Below are 17898 nucleotides of genomic sequence, written 5' to 3'. Positions count from 1 at the left end.
GCCGGGGGTCTCCGACTCAGGCGAGGAGCTCCCTGGCGGCAGCCGCGCCGTCGAGCAGCCGATTGCGGCGGTGGTGCACGCGCCAGCCGGCGGCCGTGCGCACGAGCTCCCAGCGGTTCGCGCTGACCCGCTCCGCGACCCAGGTCTCGCCGTCGCGCACCAGCACGACGGAGTGCGTGACCGCGACGGCCGTGTCTCCGTCGAGGTCGATGCGCGGCGCCGAGATCACGTGCGCGCATCCGCGGCGCAGGTACTCCTGATGGGTCGGGATCGTCACCAGGGTCGCGAGCGCGTCCGCATCGAGCACCGTGTCGTCGAACCGGTAGGTGCCGTCGGGCGTCCACAGCGCCGCGACCGCCTCGGCGTCGCCCGCATCCGCCGCGGGCCCGTAGCGGGCGATGAGATCGGCGATGGCGGCGCGGTCCTCCAGCGCCTGCAGCCGCTGGGCGAGCCCGTCGCTCACCAGTCCTGCCACGGGATGATCGTGCGGACCGGCGTGGACAGCAGCCGCTCGCCCGCGGAGGGGAATCGCTCCTCGACCTCGCGCAGCCCGGGAGCCACCGTGGCGGGGTCGTCCTCCAGGTAGACGACGCGCAGCCGGAGGCTCCCCGGCGGCTCGGCCGGGCTCTCGTCGAAGGGCAGCGAGGAGTGCCGCTGCGGGTGGCTGAAGGAGAACGTCCATGCCCCCGCGACGCCGTCCACGTCGAGCAGCTCCGGGATCACCTCCCGGTCCTCGCGACGGTGTGCCTCGTGCGCCTCCGTCCCGTGCGGCTCGGCGTAGCGCGTGGCCGTGAGGTGGATGCCCCGGTTCGGTCGATACGGCAGCACCGCGGGCGAGACGAGAGCGCGCGGGGCCGCATAGCCCTTCACCGGGCGGAAGAACGCCAGCAGCGGGCGGTGGATGCCGGGCAGCAGCGGCCCGCGACCCCACTGGAACGAGGCCTCGCCAAGTGCGTCCCACGCGGCCACCGCCTGGTCGACCGGCTCACGGAACCAGTACATGGCGACGAAGTCGACCTGCCCGGCCAGCGAGCCGTCGGCGAGGTCCGCGTACTCGGGCCGGACGTCCCAGCGGTCGCCCCACGCCACACCAGGAAGCGCGAGGTTCTCCGGCCGGTGGTCGAGCTGGTGCCAGCGGTTGTACTCCGCGTGCAGAGACGGGTCGTCGAGACGCACGAACGAGAAGAAGGCGAGGGGCGAGTCCACGCCCTCAGTCAAGCGTTTGCTTGGTTACCTGTCAACCGGCTCTCACAGATACCGGGTCAGCGGCCGGACACCTTCCCGAAGGCCTTCGCGATTGGCGCCAGCACGAGCGGCCGCGCGGCCACCCAGCCGATCGCGATCACCGCGAGCGAGAGCACGAACACCCAGAACCCGGTCCACGTGACCGCGTCCTGCGATGCGAACATGTGGTTCAGGTTTCGCAGGAACCCGGTGAGCATCACCAGCGCGACGTGCGCGATGATGAACGCCACGAAGTACAGCATGATCGGGAAGTGCAGCGCGCGGGCCCACTCCACCGGATACGCCTTCGACAGCCGCTCGGCCCTCTTCGGCCACAGCCCCGACATGCGGAACCCGGTGATCGCCGCGAGCGGTGCCGCGATGAACACGGTCGCGAAGTAGGCGAGCTGCTGCAGGCTGTTGTAGTTGTTCCAGCCGTTCTCGTGCGGCCAGTCGAACGACACGTACTGCAGTGCGGCCGAGAGCGCGTTCGGGAAGACCTCCCAGCTCGTCGGCACGATGCGCACCCAGTGCCCCGTGACGAACAGCAGCACCACGAAGATCACGCCGTTGACCAGCCACAGGATGTCGAGCGACTGGTGGAACCACAGCGCCAGGCTGATCTTGCCCTTGGGGTTGTGGCGCGGCGCCCAGAACACGGTCGGGCGCTTCTCGGTGCGCACCTGCAGACCGGAGCGGATGATCAGCACCATCAGGAACATGTTGAAGAAGTGCTGCCAGCCGATCCACGGCGCGAACCCGGGCTCGACCGCGATGGCCGGCGCATACTCCCCCGGGAACGCCGCGAGGAAGTCCTGCATGAACGGGAAGCTCAGCAGCGCCCGCACGAAGGCGACCGCGGCACCCGCGACCACGCCGAGCGCGGCGGCGCCGAACAGCACGGCGATCGCCTGCGTCCAGGTCGGGCGGCGGCGCGTCGGTTCGACGGCTGCGGTCACGTGGCGCGGTGCACGGCCGCTCCACACCGTGCGCGTCCAGGGCAGCGGCGCCGCGATATCCGCCGCGGGGACGACTGCTCCCGCCGCAGGGGCGGCGGTGGTTGCAGTGGCCGCGGGGGCGGGGTGATCCGTCGCCGTCATGGGGGCAGCGCCGGCCGCGGTGGCCGCGGGGGCGGCAGTGGCCGCGGGGGCGGGGTGATCCGTCGCCGCCGCGGGCGCAAACGCCGCCGGGGCCGCGCCCCCTTCGGGGACGACCTCGGCTGCGGCCGTCGGCTCGTTCGACGGAGCGCCTGCTACAGGCGCGGAGACGACGACGGGAACGGTGCCGGCGGGCGGCCAGGGCTCTCCCCCGGGCGTGCGGGGCAGACCTCGGCGCACGGCCGCTGCGCCCTGCGACGATGCGACACCCTGTGCGGACGAGACACCGGCCTGTCCCGACGTGACGCCCGGCGTGGACGCAGCGCCCTGTGCGGCTGCCGCTGCGGGGGCGGATGCGCCACCCTGTGCGGCCACCACGGCTGCGGGTGCAGCACCGCTGGCGATCGCTGCCTCGGGTGCTCCGCCGCGCGCGTGCGACGCCTCGACAGGCGCCGCAGCCACGTCGGCCCCCGCGGGGGCCACTGCGGCCGGCGGCCACGGCTCCCCTCCGGCGACGCGGGGAAGACCACGACGGATCCGCACGGCTGCGCCCGCGAAACCCGGACCACCGGATGCCGCAGAGGCTGCGCCCGCGTCCGCATCCACGGCCTGCTCGGCGCTCGACCCCACACTCACTCCGACCGCCGCGTTCGTCGCGGCGCCCGTGACACTCGACGCCTCAGCCGCCGCCTCAGCCTCACGCATCCCGGCCGCATCCGCGGCACTGGACGCCGCATCCGCATCCGCATGCATCCCGGCCGGATCCGCGGCACTCGGCGTACTCGATGCCGCAGAGACTCCGTCAGGAGCAGCGGCCGGCGCGCTCGCACCCGCGGTCTCCGCGGCACTCGAAGCCCCGGCACCCGAGGGCGCTGCATCCGCCGCAGCCGCAGAGGCCACGTCGGCGTCGGGAATCTCGACCGCGGCGTCCGCGGGGGGCCACGGGTCGCCGCCCGGCACACGCGGCAGACCGCGTCGCAGCATCCGCGTCGCCATGACTACTTCTTCCGCGCCTCGAGCGCGGCGATCACCTGCGGCACGATCGTGAACACGTCGCCCACGATGCCGAAGTCCGCGACATCGAAGATCGGCGCCTCGGGGTCCTTGTTGATCGCGACGATGTTCTTCGAGGTCTGCATGCCGGCCCGGTGCTGGATCGCGCCGGAGATGCCGAGTGCCACGTAGAGCTGCGGCGACACCGAGACCCCGGTCTGCCCGACCTGGTGCGACTGCGGGATGTACCCGGCGTCGACGGCTGCGCGCGAGGCGCCGACCGCGGCGCCCAGGGCATCGGCGAGCTCCTCCACGAGCACGAACTTCTCCTTCGACGCCAGGCCCCGCCCGCCGGAGACCACGCGGGTCGCACCGCGCAGCTCGGGGCGCGAGGACGTGGCCTCGACGGCCTCGACCGGACCGGCGGTCGCGGCGGCCGCGCCCGAGGGCGTGACCACGAGCTGCTCGACCTGCGGGGAGGCGACCGCCTCGGCCCTGGCGTCCACAGCTCCCTGCCGCACCGTGACCACGAGTGTGCCGTAGGTCGCGGCCGCGTCGACGAGGTACGCGCCGCCGTAGACCGAGTGATGCGCCACGACGCCCTCGTCATCGCGGGACACGCCGACCGCGTCCACGGCGAGCGCGCTCCGCGTGCGCACCGCGAAGCGTCCGGCGACGTCGCGCCCCGAGATCGAGTTCGAGATCAGCACCGCGTCAGGACGCACCTGTGCGGCCGCGGCCTGCAGGGCATCGACGATCGGCACCGTGAGCGCGGTGGCGTCGCCCTCGGCCGTGAGGACCACGGCCGCACCGGCGGCTGCCGCCTGGTCGACGGCGTCCGGTCCGCCTCCGACGACCAGGGCGACCGGCGTGCCGATGGCCGCAGCCGCGCCCATCAGGCCGGCCGTGCTGCTCGCCGCGTTGCCGGAGGGGTCGAGGTCGACCAGGACGAGGATCGGGTTCTCGGGAGAGCTCATCTCACACCAGCCTGTTCTGCACGAGGTAGTCGACGAGCTTGTCGGCGGCATCGCCCTCGTCGGTGATCTTCACTCCGGCCGCACGCGGCGGCTTCTCGGCCACCGCGGTCATGATGGTGCGCGGAGCGGCGGCGGGGTCGGCCGAGACGTCGAGGTCGGCCAGGGTGAGCACTTCCAGCGGCTTCTTCTTCGCCGCCATGATGCCCTTGAAGTTCGGGAACCGCGCGTCGGGGAGCGCCTCCGTGATGGAGATGACCGCGGGAAGGGGCGCGGACACCTGCTGTCCGCCGAAGTCGGCGCCGCGGGTGCCGGAGACGGAGTCCGCCGTGAGGTCGACGGTCGTCAGCGCGGTCGCCTGCGCCCAGCCGAGGTGCTCTGCGAGCATCGCCGGGATCACGCCGCCGGAGCCGTCGGTGGACAGGTTGCCGGTGATGACGAGGTCGGGGGCGCCGCGTCGGATGACCGCGGCGAGGACCTCGGCGGTGAGTCCGAGGTCGGCGCCGGTGAGCTGCTCGTCGGCGATGTGGATGGCGGAGGCGGCGCCGATCGCGAGGGCTCGTCGCACGGAGGCGGTCGACCCTTCCGGAGCCATGGACACGGCCACGACCTCGGTGCCGTCGTTCTTGTCGGCGTAGCTCAGCGCCACCTCGAGCGCGCGCTCCGTGATCTCGTCGAGGACCACATCGCCGGCCGCGCGATCCGCGAGCCCGGTCTCGAGATTCAGCTTGCGATCGCCATAGGTGTCCGGCACCTCTTTGACCAGGACGAAGATCTTCATCGAATGCTCCTCACGACACGCTGAGTCTATCGGCATGGTGGTCTATGTAGCCAAAAACCGAGGATTCACTGCCGCTGACGGTCATTTTCGCGCGTCAATGTATACATAACCGACAGGTGCGGCACGCTTCCGGCGTGCAAGGAGACCCGTCCCGTCGCCGGTACCGTAGAGACGTGGCCCGACCCCGTCCCCTTCCCGTGGATCCGCTCGCCGAGGCGAAGCGGCAGTGGGTCGCGCACGGATGGACAGACGCCGCCGACGGCATGACCGTCGTGACGTCCGTCATGCGTGCCCAGCAGCTGCTGCTCGCGCGAGTCGACGCCGCGCTCAAGCCGTTCGCGCTGAGCTTCGCCCGCTACGAGGTGCTGCGACTGCTGGCCTTCAGCCGCGCCGGCCGTCTGCCGCTGTCGAGCGTCGTCGCCCGCCTGCAGGTGCACGCGACCACCATCACGAGCACGGCCGAGCGGCTGGTGCGCGACGGTCTGGTGGTGCGGGAGCCCCATCCGCACGACGGGCGTGCCGCGCTGCTCTCCCTCACCCCGGCCGGGCGCGACCTCGTCGAGCGTGCGACGACGGCGCTCAACGCCGACGTGTTCGCCGACCCCGGCATCAGCGAGGACGACGCCGCCGAGCTCGTCGCCATCGTCGCGCGGCTGCGCAAGGGCGCCGGCGACTTCATCGACCCGCGACCGCTTCCCGAACCCCTGTGATGCCCGGCGTGAGTTCCCGAACAGCTGCGGCTTCCGGACGCGCTGTGATTCCCAGAACCACTGGGATTCCCCAAACCACTCTGGTTCCCTCACCCCTGTGATGTCCTCACCACTGTGATGCCCCGCTTCGTCCTCGAGACCGTGATCGCCGCCTCGCCGCGCGTGGTCTTCGAGGCCGCACTGGACCCGCAGCTGCATGTGCGCTCGATGGCCCGGTACGGCGAGACCATGATCGAGCCGCCGGCCGGCGGGGTGTTCTCCGAGGGCTCGACCGTCACCTGGCGCGCGCGGCACTTCGGCATCCCCTTCCGGCTGCGCTCCGTGGTGTTCGACATCGAGCCACCGCATCGGTTCTCCGATCGGCAGGTTGCGGGCCCGTTCCGCGCCTTCCGCCACGACCACGAGTTCCTGCCGCGCGACGGCGGCACGCTCATGCGCGACACGATCGAGTTCCGGTCCCCGCTCGGGCCGCTGGGCCGGCTGGTCGACGCGCTGGTCCTCGGGCGGTACCTGCGACGCCTCATCGCCGAGCGCAATGACGCGGTGGCTGCCGCGATCGAGGGCCGCGGGCGTACCCTTCCTGCATGAGCGAACTGCGCGTGCACACCGTCCTCACCGGTCGCGGTCCCGCGGCGGCCATCCTGCTCAGCGACGAACAGGTGGCGACGTTCGGTGCAGGCAAGGCCTTCCCGGTCGCCGTCACGATCGGCGGGCGGACGGCTCGACTGCGGCTGGCGCGGATGGGCGGCGAGAACATGATCGGCTTCAGCAAGGCCGTCCGTGCCGACCTCGGAGTCGACATCGGGCAGGAGGTGGACGCCGTGATCCGCCTGGACAGTGCGGAGCGCACGGTCGATGTGCCGCCCGCGCTGGCCGAGGCGCTGGACGCGGAGCCCGCGCTGCGCACCGCCTTCGATGCGCTCTCGTTCAGCGTGCGCAAGGAGCACGCGCGCGCGGTCGCCGAGGCCAAGCAGCCCGCGACCCGCGAGCGCCGCATCGCCAAGATCCTCGACGGCCTGCGCGGCTAGCGCGGCTTGGCGTTCACAACTCAGGAGAAACGCATTGCGCGGACGTCTGACCAGCGCCTGGTGCCGAGAATCCGCGGTCACTCCTGAGTTGTGAACGAGGTCCGCGGCTAGCGCGGCGTCCGGCGGGTCAGCGGTGCTGGAAGTCGGGCTGCCGCTTCTCGCGGAATGCGGCCATGCCCTCCTTCTGATCCTCCGTGTCGAACAGCGCGGCGAACGCCTGCTTCTCGTGGTCGAGGCCCTCGGACAGCGTGGTCTCCATCGCGGCGTCGAGGGCGGCCTTGGCGGCGTACACCGACGGCAGCGACTTCGCCGCGATGCCCTCGGCGAGCGCGGTGGCTTCGGCGAGCAGGTCGGCGGCGGGCACGACGCGCGACACGAGCCCGGCGCGCTCCGCCTCCTCCGCGCGCATGAACCGCCCGGACAGCACGAGTTCGGCCGCCTTGTAGTAGCCGACGGCGCGGATGAGACGCTGCGTGCCGCCCATGCCGGGGATCACGCCGAGGTTGATCTCGGGCTGCCCGAAGGTCGCGGTGTCTGCCGCGAGGATGATGTCGCACATCATCGCGAGCTCGCAGCCGCCGCCCAGGGCGAAGCCGGAGACGGCGGCGATCACCGGCGTGCGCACGGCCGCGAAGTCGCGCCACACGCCGAAGTGGTCGGTGTCCCGCATCTGCGCGGCCGACATGCCCTCCATCTCCTTGATGTCGGCGCCCGCGGCGAAGGCCTTCTCGGAGCCGGTGACCACGATCGCGCCGACGCCCTCGTCCGCATCGAACGCCATCGCCGCCGCCGTGACCTCGTCGGCGACGGTGCTGTTCAGGGCGTTGAGCGCCTGCGGCCGGTTGAGGGTGATCCACCCCACGCGTCCGCGCTGCTCCACCAGGATCGTCTCGTACTCGGTCATCGTCTCCCTCTCCGTCGCGGTCATCTCAGTATCGTGCTTCGCCCGTCGCGTCGCCGCGACCCCTGTGCCTTCGACGCGCCCCGCTCGCTCCGGAACCGGCGAAGGGCACGCAGGAGCCGCGTCGGCTAGACGCGGTCCTCGCGGATGTCGGTGATGATGCCGGAGAAGTCGCGCGTCGCCCCGTCGCCCGCCGCGAACGCGGCATAGATCTCCTGCGCCAGCCGGCCCATGCGCGCGTCGGTGGAGGTCTGCTCGATGGCCTGCAGCGCGAGCCCGAGGTCCTTCGCCATGAGCGCTCCGGCGAAACCGGGCTGATAGTCGCGGTTCGCGGGGCTCGTGGGAACCGGACCGGGCACGGGGCAGTTCGTCGTGATCGCCCAGCACTGCCCTGACGCCTGCGACACCACGTCGAACAGCGCCTGATGCTCCAGCCCCAGCCGCTCGCCCAGCACGAAGGCCTCGGCCACCGCGATCTGCGACACCGCGAGCACCATGTTGTTGCACACCTTCGCGGCCTGGCCGAGCCCCGGCCCGCCGCAGTGCACGATCCGCTTGCCCATGACCTCGAGCAGCGGGAGTGCCGCAGCGTAGTCCTCGTCGGAGCCGCCCACCATGAACGCGAGCGTTCCCGCTTCGGCGCCGACTACGCCGCCCGAGACCGGGGCGTCGACGTGGCGGTGTCCCGCCGCGATGGCGAGGGCGTGTGCGGCGCGGGCCTCATCGACCGCGATGGTGGACGACTCGATGAACAGGGTGCCGGGCCGCGCGGCCTCCAGGAGCTCGGTCCGGTACGCCTCGATCACATGCCGTCCGGCGGGGAACATGGTGATGACGACCTCCGCATCGGCCACCGCCTCCGCGCCGCTCCCCGCGACCGCGATGCCCGCCGCCTGCGCCGCCTCCACCGCGGCCGGCACGAGATCGAAGCCGTGCACCTCATGCCCCGCCGCGACGAGGTTCTTCGCCATCGGCAGGCCCATGTGCCCGAGGCCGAGGAAGGCCACCCGGGTCATGATGCGCTCCGCATCGAGGCCGAGCCCGCCGGGCGCAGCATCTCCCTGCCGACGATGAGCCGCATGATCTCGTTCGTCCCCTCCAGGATCTGGTGCACCCGGAGGTCGCGGACGATCTTCTCGATGCCGTAGTCCTGCAGGTAGCCGTATCCGCCGTGCAGCTGCAGGGCGCGATTGGCGACGTCGAAGCCCGCGTCCGTCGCGAACCGCTTGGCCATGGCGCAGCGCATGGTGGCGTCCGGCGCCTTCTCGTCGACGGCCTGCGCACCGTCACGGACCATGAGCCGCGCGGCCTGCAGGTCGGTGCGCATGTCGGCGATCGCGAAGAGGATCGACTGCTTCTCGGCGAGCGGCTCCCCGAACGCCACCCGCTCGTGCACGTACTGCACGGCCCGATCGAGGGCGGCCTGGGCGCCGCCGAGGGAGCACGCGGCGATGTTCAGCCGCCCGCCGTTGAGCGCCGACATCGCGATCGCGAATCCGCGCCCCTCCTCCCCGAGCATCGCCTCGGCAGGAACCCGCACGCCGTCGAGGATCACCTGCCGCGTGGGCTGCGCATGCCACCCCATCTTCTTCTCGGGTGCACCGAAGCTCACGCCCTCGGCATCGCCCGGGACCAGGAAGGCGCTGATGCCGCGCGCGCCGGGCTCGCCTGTCCGCGCCATCACCACGTACACGGCCGCCTCGCCCGCGCCGGAGATGAACTGCTTGACCCCGGTGAGCAGGTAGTCGTCGCCGTCGCGGACAGCGCTGGTCGCGACGTTCGCGGCATCCGATCCGACGCCCGGCTCCGTGAGGCAGTAGCCGCCGAACTCCTGCATGGACGTCAGTGCAGGAAGCCATCGGCCCCGCTGGGCGTCGTCGCCGTACGTGTCGATCATCCAAACGACCATGTTGTGGATGGAGATGTACGCGGCCACCGCGGGGTCGGCCTTGGCGAGCTCCTCGAAGATCGCGACGGTGTCGAGGCGGCTGAGCCCTGTCCCGCCGAACTCCTCGCGGACGTAGATGCCGCCGAGGCCGAGCTCGCCGCCGCGCTGCAGCGACTCGCGGGGGAACAGGTGCTTCTCGTCGCGCTCTGCCGCGTACGGGGCCAGCTCCGCATCCGCGAACTCGCGCACGGCGTCGAGGATGGCTTCGCGCTCCTCGTCGGTGGTGGTGACGGTCGTCATGGTCATGTCGATTCCTCGGGGCCTAGTGCATGGTGGGGATGACGAAGCTGGCACCGTCGCGGATGCCGGAGGGCCAGCGGCTCGTCACGGTCTTGGTCTTCGTGTAGAAGCGGAAGGCGTCGGCCCCGTGCTGGTTCAGGTCGCCGAAGCCGCTGCGCTTCCATCCGCCGAAGGTGTAGTACGCGATCGGCACGGGGATCGGCACGTTCACGCCGACCATGCCCACCTCGACCCTCGCGGCGAAGTCGCGGGCCGCGTCGCCGTCCCGCGTGAAGATCGCGACGCCGTTGCCGTACTCGTGCTCCGAGGCCATGCGCAGCGCCTCCTCGTAGTCGGCGGCGCGAGCGATCACGAGCACGGGGCCGAAGATCTCCTCGCGGTAGATCGCCATGTCCGTCGTGACGTGGTCGAACAGGGTCGGGCCCAGGTAGAACCCCTCCTCGTGCCCGGGCACGGTGAAGCCCCGCCCGTCGGCGAGGAGCGTCGCCCCCTCGTCCACACCCTGCTGGATGTATCCCGTGACGCGTGCGACGGCGTCACGCGTGACCAGCGGGCCGTAGTCCACGTCGGCCGCCAGCGACGGCCCGACGCGCAGCTTCCGGACCCGCTCGACCAGCTTCGCCGCCAGGGCGTCGGCGGTCTCCTGGCCCACGGGCACCGCCACCGAGATCGCCATGCAGCGCTCGCCCGCCGAGCCGTAGCCCGCACCGATCAGGGCGTCCACGGCCTGGTCGAGGTCGGCATCCGGCATCACGATCATGTGGTTCTTGGCGCCGCCGAAGCACTGCGCGCGCTTGCCGTGCGCCGCCGCCGTGGCGTAGATGTACTCGGCGATGGGCGTGGAGCCCACGAACCCGACGGCACGGATGCGGTCGTCGGTCAGCAGCGTGTCCACGGCCTCCTTGTCCCCGTGCACCACGTTGAGGACGCCGGCCGGCAGCCCGGCCTCCAGGAACAGTTCCGCGAGCCGCACCGGCACCGAGGGGTCGCGCTCGCTGGGCTTGAGGACGACCGCGTTACCCGCGGCGAGCGCCGGCCCGGCCTTCCACAGCGGGATCATCGCCGGGAAGTTGAAGGGCGTGATCGCGGCGACGACGCCGAGCGGCTGACGCATCGAGTACACGTCGATGCCGCCGCCCGCCCCCGTCGTGTACTCGCCTTTGAGCAGGTGCGGCGCCCCGGCGGAGAACTCGATCACCTCGAGGCCGCGCTGGATGTCGCCCTTCGCGTCGTCGACGGTCTTGCCGTGCTCGCTCGCGAGGAGTTCGGCGAGCGGGGTCATCTCCCGCTGCACGAGGTCGAGGAATCGCAGCAGCACGCGCGCCCGCTTCTGGGGGTTGGTCGCGGCCCACGCGACCTGCGCCTCCTCGGCGACGCCGATGACGCGGCGCACCTCGTCGGCGGAGGCCAGCGGCACGCGCGCCTGCACGGCGCCGGTGCTCGGGTCGAAGACGTCGGCGAACCGACCGTCGTCCGGGGTGAGAAGCGATCCGCCCACGAAGTGCGCGATAGTACGAGTCATTGTGCGACATCCCTCCGTGCCCTCTTTGGCACTTCGGACAGTTTACTTCGGGTTCCGTGGTTTTACTAGGACGTCCTTGTATTTGGGCAGATCGCTCGTCCCCACTCGGAGCGGAGCCGTTCGACCGTCGTTCACCCGCCCGTCACCTCCGCCGATTAGAACTGCAGATGCACGGACACAGACTCAGACCGGAACGGGTAGTCGCGTCTTCCGTGCTCACGGTGAGCACTCTCGCTCCCGTCGCGGCTCCCACGCCGCGAGACCCCCGCCGAATCGGGTCGGCGGGGGTCCTCTTCATGCGGGCGCCGCGCCGCGACCGGCGACATAGAATCGTCCAGGCGCCGCGACCCTGGCGCACCCACCCCGGCGTCCCACCCCCGATGCCCCCACCCGAGGACCGCACCATGTCCGCATCCGCCGTCTCCGAGCCCGTCACCGTCTCGATCCGCCGCGAGGTCGATCCCGAGCGCATCACCGAGGCCACCGCCTGGGTGCAGACCGGGGTGAACCTGGCCACGAAATACCCCGGGTTCCTCGGCTCCGGCTGGGTGCGCGCCGGCGAGGACTCCCAGGTGTGGCACATGCTCTATCGCTTTGCGAGCGAGGAGTCCCTCACCGCGTGGGAGCAGTCCGCGGAGCGCGCCTGGTGGCTGTCCATGGGCGAGGGCTTCGTGCGCAGCGAACGCTCCAAGCGACGCACCGGCATCGAGGGCTGGTTCGACGAGCCGACGACGGGGACCATCACCCTCCCCGCCGCGGACGGGGGCACGACCACGGTCGCGGTCGCCCCTGCCCCTCCGCGGTGGAAGCAGGCCACCTCGATCTGGCTCGGCTTCTTCCCCGTCAACCTCGCCTTCACCTACGCGCTGAGCCCGGTGCCGGGATGGGACGGGCTGCCGATCTGGCTGCGCGTGCTCGTGACCACGCTCGTGCTCACGCCGATCATGGCCTACTGGGTGCTGCCCTTCGTGACGCGCTCCCTGCGCGGCTGGTTGAACCGCTGAGCCGCGGTCACAGCCCCTGGGCGAGTCGGTGGTACGCCTGATTCCAGCGCACCTGCCTCTGGAAGTCCGGCAGTCTCGTATCGGCATCGATCACGAGCAGCTCCACCCCGACCATCTCGGCGAAGTCGCGGAACACCTCGACCCCGACCGCCGTGGACATCACCGTGTGGTGCGCCGCACCCGCGATCAGCCACGCCGCGGCGCTCGTGGGGAAGTCGGGCTGCGGCCGCCACACGGCGCGACCCACCGGGAGGTGCGGCAGCGCGGCCCGCGGCGGCACGTTCTCGACGACGTTCGCGGTGAGCCGGAACCGGTCGCGCAGATCGGTGAGGGCCACCACGACGGCAGGACCGGGGTCGGCCGTGAAGACCAGCCGCACCGGGTCGTCCTTGCCGCCGATGCCGAGCGGGTGGATCTCCAGCGTCGGCCTCGCGGTCGTCAGCGCGGGTGACACCTCGAGCATGTGCGCCCCGAGGATGAGCTCCTCGCCGGGGGTCAGGTCGTACGTGTAGTCCTCCATCAGGCTCGCCCCGCCCGGGAGCCCCGCCCCCATGACCGCGGCGAGGCGCACGAGGATCGCCGTCTTCCAGTCACCCTCGGCACCGAAGCCGTACCCCTCCGCCATCAGGCGCTGCACCGCGAGCCCCGGCAGCTGGGGCAGCGCGCCCAGGTCTTCGAACGACGTGGTGAACGCCCCGAAGCCGCCCTCCTCCAGGAACGCCCGCAGGCCGAGTTCGATCGCGGCGCCGTCTCGAAGGGACCGGTGCCGCTCGCCGCCCCTGCGCAGTTCCGGCACGACGTCGTACAGCTCTTCGTACTCGGCGACGAGCGCGGTGACCTCGTCACCGGGGACCGCCGCGACCGCCGCCGCCAGATCGTTCACCCCCCAGGTGTTCACCTGCACACCGAAGCGCAGCTCCGCCTCGGTCTTGTCACCCTCGGTCACCGCGACGAAGCGCATGTTGTCGCCGAAGCGCGCCACCTTCAGCGTGCGCGAGGCCGCCAGCGCCGCCGCCGCACGCTGCCAGACGCCGAGCTCCCGCTGCACGCGCGGGTCGGACGCGTGCCCGACGATCGTCTTCCGCGGGATACCGACCCGGGTCTGCACGTACCCGAACTCGCGGTCGCCGTGAGCGGCCTGATTCAGGTTCATGAAGTCGAAGTCGATGTCCGCCCACGGGAGCTCCACGTTCGCCTGGGTGTGCAGGTGCGCGAGCGGCTTCCGCAGGGCGTCGAGCCCGGCGATCCACATCTTCGCCGGACTGAACGTGTGCATCCAGGCGATCAGTCCGATCACGCGGTCGTCGGCGTTCGCCTCGCGGATGAGGCGCGTGATCGCCCCGGCCTCGGTCAGCACCGGCTTCCAGACCACCCGCACCGGCACCTCGTCGGCGGCATCGAGCAGCTGCGCGATCCGCTGCGACTGCGCCGCCACCGTCGCCAGGGTCTCCGGCCCGTACAGCTGCTGGCTGCCCGTGAGGAACCAGACCTCGAGGCCGTCGAACGAGGTGGCGAGCGGAGCGCGGGTCATGGCGTGCCTTTCAGCGGTCGGAGGGCGGAGACGGCGGCGGCCTCGATGGCCAGGCCCGCCCGGTAGCGGTCGAGGTAGTGCGAGAACCCGGCGACGTCGGCCGGGTCGGGCGCGGTCACGCGGAGAGGAGCCCGCGCGAACACCCGCTGGTCGAGGAAGGCGCGCAGCGAGAGGCCCTCGGCGTGCGCGAGGGACGAGGCGAGCACCGCGACGCCCCACGCTCCCCCCTCTGCCGCGCGCTCCCCCACCGCGACCGGCGCCTGAAGTGCCGCAGCGAGGAGGCGCTGCGCCACCCCGGCGGTGCGGAACATCCCTCCATGCGCGTGCATCCGCTCCAGCACCACCCCTTCCGACGTCAGCACCCTCATGCCGAGAGCCAGGGCGCTGAACACCCCGTAGAGCTGAGCCCGCGCGAAGTTCGCGAGCGTGAACGCACTGTCCGGTGTGCGGACCACGAGCGGCCGCCCCGCGTCGAGTCCGGCGATCGGCTCACCCGCGAGCTGGTTGTAGGCGAGGACGCCCCCGGCATCGGGCCTGCCGTCGAGCGCCTCACGGAACAGCACCTCGAACACCGCGTCCTCGTCGAGCGGGTGGGAGGCCGCCGCCGCGAACCGCCCGAACAGCCCCGCCCAGGCCGCGAGCTCGCTGGCGCCGTTGTTGCAGTGCACCATCGCCACCGGGTCGCCGGCCGGCGTCGTCACCAGGTCGATCTCCTCCGGGGCGGCGGTGAGGGGACGCTCCAGCACCACCATCGCGAAGACGCTGGTGCCCGCGCTCACGTTCCCGGTGCGCGGGGCGACCGCGTTCGTGGCCACCATGCCCGTTCCGGCGTCGCCCTCCGGTGGGCACAGCGGAATCCCGGGTCGGAGCGCGCCGGACGGGTCGAGCAGCCGGGCACCCTCCGCGGTGAGCACACCCCCGTGCTCACCGGCGACCCGGACCGCGGGAAGGAGCGTCAGCACCGCATGCGGCAGCCGCCCGGCCGCGACCGCATCGTAGGCGCGCACCATGCTCGCGTCGTAGTCGCGCGTCGCCGGGTCGATGGGGAAACATGCCGGAGGCGTCGCCGATGCCGAGCACCCGCTCCCCCGTGAGGCGCCAGTGGACGTAGCCGGCGAGCGTCGTGACGAACTGGATGCGGGCGAGGTGCGGCTCCGCGTCTCGCACCGCCTGATGCAGGTGCGCGATCGACCAGCGCAGCGGGATGTTCACACCGAACAGCGCGCTCAGCTCGGCGGCGGCCTCGACGGTGTTCGTGTTGCGCCAGGTGCGGAAGGGGACCAGCTGCTCCCCCGCCGCGTCGAACGCGAGATACCCGTGCATCATCGCGGAGATGCCGATCGCGCCGACGACCGCAGGGCGCACGCCGTGCAGGCGTTCGGCCTGGGCGGCGAGCTCGGCGTATGCGGCCTGCACCCCCGCCCACACCTCGTCGAGTCCGTAGGTCCACAGGCCGTCGACCAGGCGGTTCTCCCACGCGGAGGACCCGGTCGCGATCACCTCGGCGTCCGGTCCGATCAGGCAGGCCTTGATCCGGGTCGATCCGAGCTCGATGCCCAGGCTCGTGCGACCGGCGCGGAGGTGGGCGGCACCGCTCACCGGCGCGCGTCCTCGCGCTGGCCGTACACCGTCTGATACCGCCCGTACAGCTGGTCGATCGCCTGCTGCGGAAGCGGCGTCAGCGGTCCCGTCTGCCGCGCGATGTGCACCGTGCGGGCGACGTCTTCGAGCATGACCGCGGCCTTGACGGCGTCCGTCGCATCGACGCCGATCGTGAACGGGCCGTGGCCGCGCATGAGCACCGCCCGCGAGCGGTGGCCGGCCAGGGTCTCGACGATGCCGCGGCCGATCGCCTCGTCACCGATGAGCGCGAAGGGACCGACGGGGATCGGCCCGCCGAACTCGTCCGCGATCGCGGTGAGCACGCACGGGATCTCCTCGCCGCGAGCCGCCCAGGCCACCGCGTACGTCGAGTGCGTGTGCACCACACCGCCGACGTGCGGCAGATGCCGGTACACGTAGGCGTGCGCAGCGGTGTCGCTGGACGGAGCGCGGTGCGAGCCGACGGAACCCGGCACGACGACACCGTCGAGGTCGCACAGGATCAGGTCGTCGGGACCGAGGTCGTCGTACCGCACGCCCGACGGCTTGATGACGAACAGGTCGGTGCCGGGCACACGGCCGGAGACGTTGCCTCCCGTCCACACCACGAGTCCGGCGCGGACGAGCTCCGCGTGCAGCCGCGCGACCTCGCGGCGGACGGACGCGATGGCCTCGGCGGGGACGGGGACGGGTTCGGGCACGACGAGCACTCCACTTCTGTGACCCGCCACAGAAATGTGTCACGGCGACGGCGGCGCGTCGAGACCGGAGAGCGTGACAATCCCCGGTCCGCTCCGCCTCCGGCCCGCAGCACCGCGGCTCACGCGGGGCGGTCGGCTCCCGGCGTGACCCCCTTCTCGGCGGGTGACACGAGCGAGAGCGGATCCGCGATGTCCTCCAGCGATTTGCCGGCCGCGCTGACGCCGAAGACGCCGCACACGACACCGCCGAACATCATGATCGCGGCGCCCAGCACATAGCCCCAGAACAGCGGCCCGCGGTCGCCGGACTCCGCGCTCGCACCGATCAGCGAGCCATACAGCACCGGAGCGATCGCACCCACGAGCTGCCCGACCGAGAACACGTACGAGATGACCTGGCTGCGCAGTTCGAGCGGGAAGATCTCGCTCACCGTCAGGTAGGCGGCTGACGCCCCCGCCGAGGCGAAGAAGAACGATGCGCACCAGAACGCCGTGTGGGTGGCTGCGTTCAGCACGCCGGCGTTGAAGAGGAAGGCGCTGACGAGCAGGATCGCCCCCGCGAGCACATAGGTCGAGAACAGCATGCGGCGCCGGCCCCACGTGTCGAAGAAGTGGCCGAGGATCAGTGCTCCCGCCAGGTTGCCGACGGCGAACACGATGAAGTACTGCGAGGCCGAGGCCGGCGGGGTGTCGTAGAAGTTCTCCAGCACGAGGGCGTAGGTGAAGAAGATCGCGTTGTAGAGGAAGGACTGCGTCACCATCATCGTGATGCCGACCAGGGTCCGCCGCGGGTACTTCTTGAACAGCACCTTCGCGATCACCAGGAACGGCACGCTGCCGTACTCCTTGACCGTGATGGCCTTGCTCTCGTCCACGGGCTCGATCGTCTTGCCCTCCTTGCGGATGCGCTCCTCGATCGCGTCGACGTTGCGCTCCGCCTCCTCCTCGCGGCCGTGCGTCATCTGCCAGCGCGGGCTCTCCGGGATGTGCCGGCGCAGCCAGATGATGAGGATGCCGAGCACCGGTCCGACGAAGAAGCTCAGTCGCCAGCCGAGGTCGGCGGGGAGGATGTCGGTGTTCAGGAAGAACATGTTCGCCACCGCGCCCAGGGCCGCGCCGCCCCAGTAGGTGCCGTTGATGGCGATGTCGACCCTCCCGCGGTACTTCGCCGGGATGATCTCGTCGATGGCGGAGTTGATCGCCGCGTACTCGCCGCCGATGCCCGCGCCCGCCACGAAGCGCCAGATGTAGAAGAACCACGGCGCGAACGCGAGACCGGCCACCGCCGAGCCGACCAGATACACGGCCAGCGAGATGAGGAACAGGTTCTTCCGACCGAGACGGTCGGCCAGGCGACCGAACACGAGTGCTCCGAACACCTGCCCGAGCAGGTAGCACGTGCCGGCGAGACCGACCTCGGCCGGCCCCATGCCCAGGGTCTGCGCGTAGCCGTTCGCGGCCACGATCTGCACCTCGAGCCCGTCGAGGATCCACGAGAACCCGAGGCCGACGACGATCATCCAGTGGAAGCGCGACCACGGCAGCCGGTCCATGCGCGCGGGGACGAGCGACCGGACCTCCTTGACGGTGACCTCGGATGCAGACATGGAGCCTCCTTCATGCACGGGCGCGTTCGCCCCGC

16 protein-coding genes and 1 pseudogene are annotated in these 17898 nt (G+C 71.5%); 4 read left to right on the top strand and 13 right to left on the bottom strand.

What is annotated here, in order from left to right; genetic code table 11:
* Positions 1–16: 16 nt before the first annotated feature.
* Genes M3C17_RS02625 through M3C17_RS02605 form a run of 5 tightly spaced genes read right to left on the bottom strand, consistent with a single transcriptional unit; the run spans position 17 to position 5069 of the window.
* Entirely contained in the window at positions 17–475 is a 459-nt protein-coding gene (locus tag M3C17_RS02625; protein ID WP_259976098.1) for a nuclear transport factor 2 family protein, read from the bottom strand.
* On the bottom strand, positions 460–1206 hold the full coding sequence (locus M3C17_RS02620) for a hypothetical protein (protein ID WP_259976097.1): 747 nt from the start codon (positions 1204–1206) through the stop codon (positions 460–462). The genes M3C17_RS02625 and M3C17_RS02620 overlap by 16 nt, the downstream gene beginning before the upstream one ends.
* 56 nt (positions 1207–1262) lie before the next feature.
* Entirely contained in the window at positions 1263–3317 is a 2055-nt protein-coding gene (locus M3C17_RS02615; RefSeq protein WP_259976096.1) for a cytochrome b/b6 domain-containing protein, read from the bottom strand.
* Positions 3318–3319: 2 nt separating this feature from the next.
* Positions 3320–4291 (bottom strand): electron transfer flavoprotein subunit alpha/FixB family protein, encoded by a 972-nt coding sequence (locus M3C17_RS02610; RefSeq protein ID WP_259976095.1) that lies wholly within the window; start codon positions 4289–4291, stop codon positions 3320–3322.
* Between the two features lies 1 nt (position 4292).
* Positions 4293–5069 carry an electron transfer flavoprotein subunit beta/FixA family protein gene (locus M3C17_RS02605; RefSeq protein WP_259976094.1) on the bottom strand — a complete coding sequence of 259 codons (777 nt, stop codon included), beginning with the start codon at positions 5067–5069 and terminating at the stop codon, positions 4293–4295.
* 173 nt (positions 5070–5242) lie between these two features.
* Between M3C17_RS02605 and M3C17_RS02600 the strand changes: the two genes are divergently transcribed.
* From M3C17_RS02600 to M3C17_RS02590, 3 genes are all read left to right on the top strand, one after another.
* Entirely contained in the window at positions 5243–5779 is a 537-nt protein-coding gene (locus M3C17_RS02600) for a MarR family winged helix-turn-helix transcriptional regulator (protein ID WP_259976093.1), read from the top strand.
* A 117-nt stretch (positions 5780–5896) separates the two neighbouring features.
* Positions 5897–6367, top strand: a complete 471-nt coding sequence (locus M3C17_RS02595; RefSeq protein WP_259976092.1) for an SRPBCC family protein — start codon at positions 5897–5899, stop codon at positions 6365–6367.
* On the top strand, positions 6364–6807 hold the full coding sequence (locus tag M3C17_RS02590; protein WP_259976091.1) for a YdeI/OmpD-associated family protein: 444 nt from the start codon (positions 6364–6366) through the stop codon (positions 6805–6807). Before M3C17_RS02595 ends, M3C17_RS02590 begins: the two co-directional genes overlap by 4 nt.
* A 127-nt stretch (positions 6808–6934) precedes the next feature.
* Here the strand turns inward: M3C17_RS02590 and M3C17_RS02585 are convergent, their stop codons facing one another.
* From M3C17_RS02585 to M3C17_RS02570, 4 genes are all read right to left on the bottom strand, one after another.
* Positions 6935–7711: an enoyl-CoA hydratase-related protein gene (locus M3C17_RS02585; RefSeq protein WP_259976111.1), complete on the bottom strand. Its 777-nt coding sequence runs from the start codon at positions 7709–7711 to the stop codon at positions 6935–6937.
* A gap of 125 nt (positions 7712–7836) precedes the next feature.
* Positions 7837–8724, bottom strand: a complete 888-nt coding sequence (gene mmsB / locus M3C17_RS02580; protein ID WP_259976090.1) for a 3-hydroxyisobutyrate dehydrogenase — start codon at positions 8722–8724, stop codon at positions 7837–7839.
* Complete coding sequence (locus M3C17_RS02575) at positions 8721–9902, bottom strand: acyl-CoA dehydrogenase family protein (RefSeq protein WP_259976089.1); 1182 nt, start codon at positions 9900–9902, stop codon at positions 8721–8723. The genes mmsB and M3C17_RS02575 overlap by 4 nt, the downstream gene beginning before the upstream one ends.
* Before the next feature lie 16 nt (positions 9903–9918).
* Positions 9919–11418, bottom strand: coding sequence for a CoA-acylating methylmalonate-semialdehyde dehydrogenase (locus M3C17_RS02570; protein WP_259976088.1), 1500 nt, complete (start codon positions 11416–11418; stop codon positions 9919–9921).
* Positions 11419–11822: 404 nt separating this feature from the next.
* Between M3C17_RS02570 and M3C17_RS02565 the strand changes: the two genes are divergently transcribed.
* Entirely contained in the window at positions 11823–12422 is a 600-nt protein-coding gene (locus M3C17_RS02565) for an antibiotic biosynthesis monooxygenase (protein ID WP_259976087.1), read from the top strand.
* A gap of 7 nt (positions 12423–12429) precedes the next feature.
* On the opposite strand, the gene araA is transcribed toward M3C17_RS02565, so the two are convergent.
* From araA to M3C17_RS02545, 4 genes and pseudogenes are all read right to left on the bottom strand, one after another.
* Positions 12430–13953 (bottom strand): L-arabinose isomerase, encoded by a 1524-nt coding sequence (araA, locus tag M3C17_RS02560; protein WP_259976086.1) that lies wholly within the window; start codon positions 13951–13953, stop codon positions 12430–12432.
* Positions 13950–15552: pseudogene (locus M3C17_RS02555) on the bottom strand (xylulokinase). The gene araA and the pseudogene M3C17_RS02555 overlap by 4 nt, the downstream one beginning before the upstream one ends.
* The gene (locus M3C17_RS02550; RefSeq protein WP_259976085.1) at positions 15549–16256 is read right to left on the bottom strand and encodes an L-ribulose-5-phosphate 4-epimerase; all 708 of its coding nucleotides are present in this window, start codon (positions 16254–16256) and stop codon (positions 15549–15551) included. Before M3C17_RS02550 ends, M3C17_RS02555 begins: the two are co-directional and overlap by 4 nt.
* Before the next feature lie 119 nt (positions 16257–16375).
* Positions 16376–17863: an MFS transporter gene (locus M3C17_RS02545; protein WP_259976084.1), complete on the bottom strand. Its 1488-nt coding sequence runs from the start codon at positions 17861–17863 to the stop codon at positions 16376–16378.
* Between the last annotated feature and the right edge of the window lie 35 nt (positions 17864–17898).

This window comes from Microbacterium sp. p3-SID336 (assembly GCF_025143365.1).
GTDB lineage: Bacteria > Actinomycetota > Actinomycetes > Actinomycetales > Microbacteriaceae > Microbacterium.
Note: the sequence above shows the minus strand (reverse complement) of the source record. Positions and strands in the feature narration are given on the sequence as shown.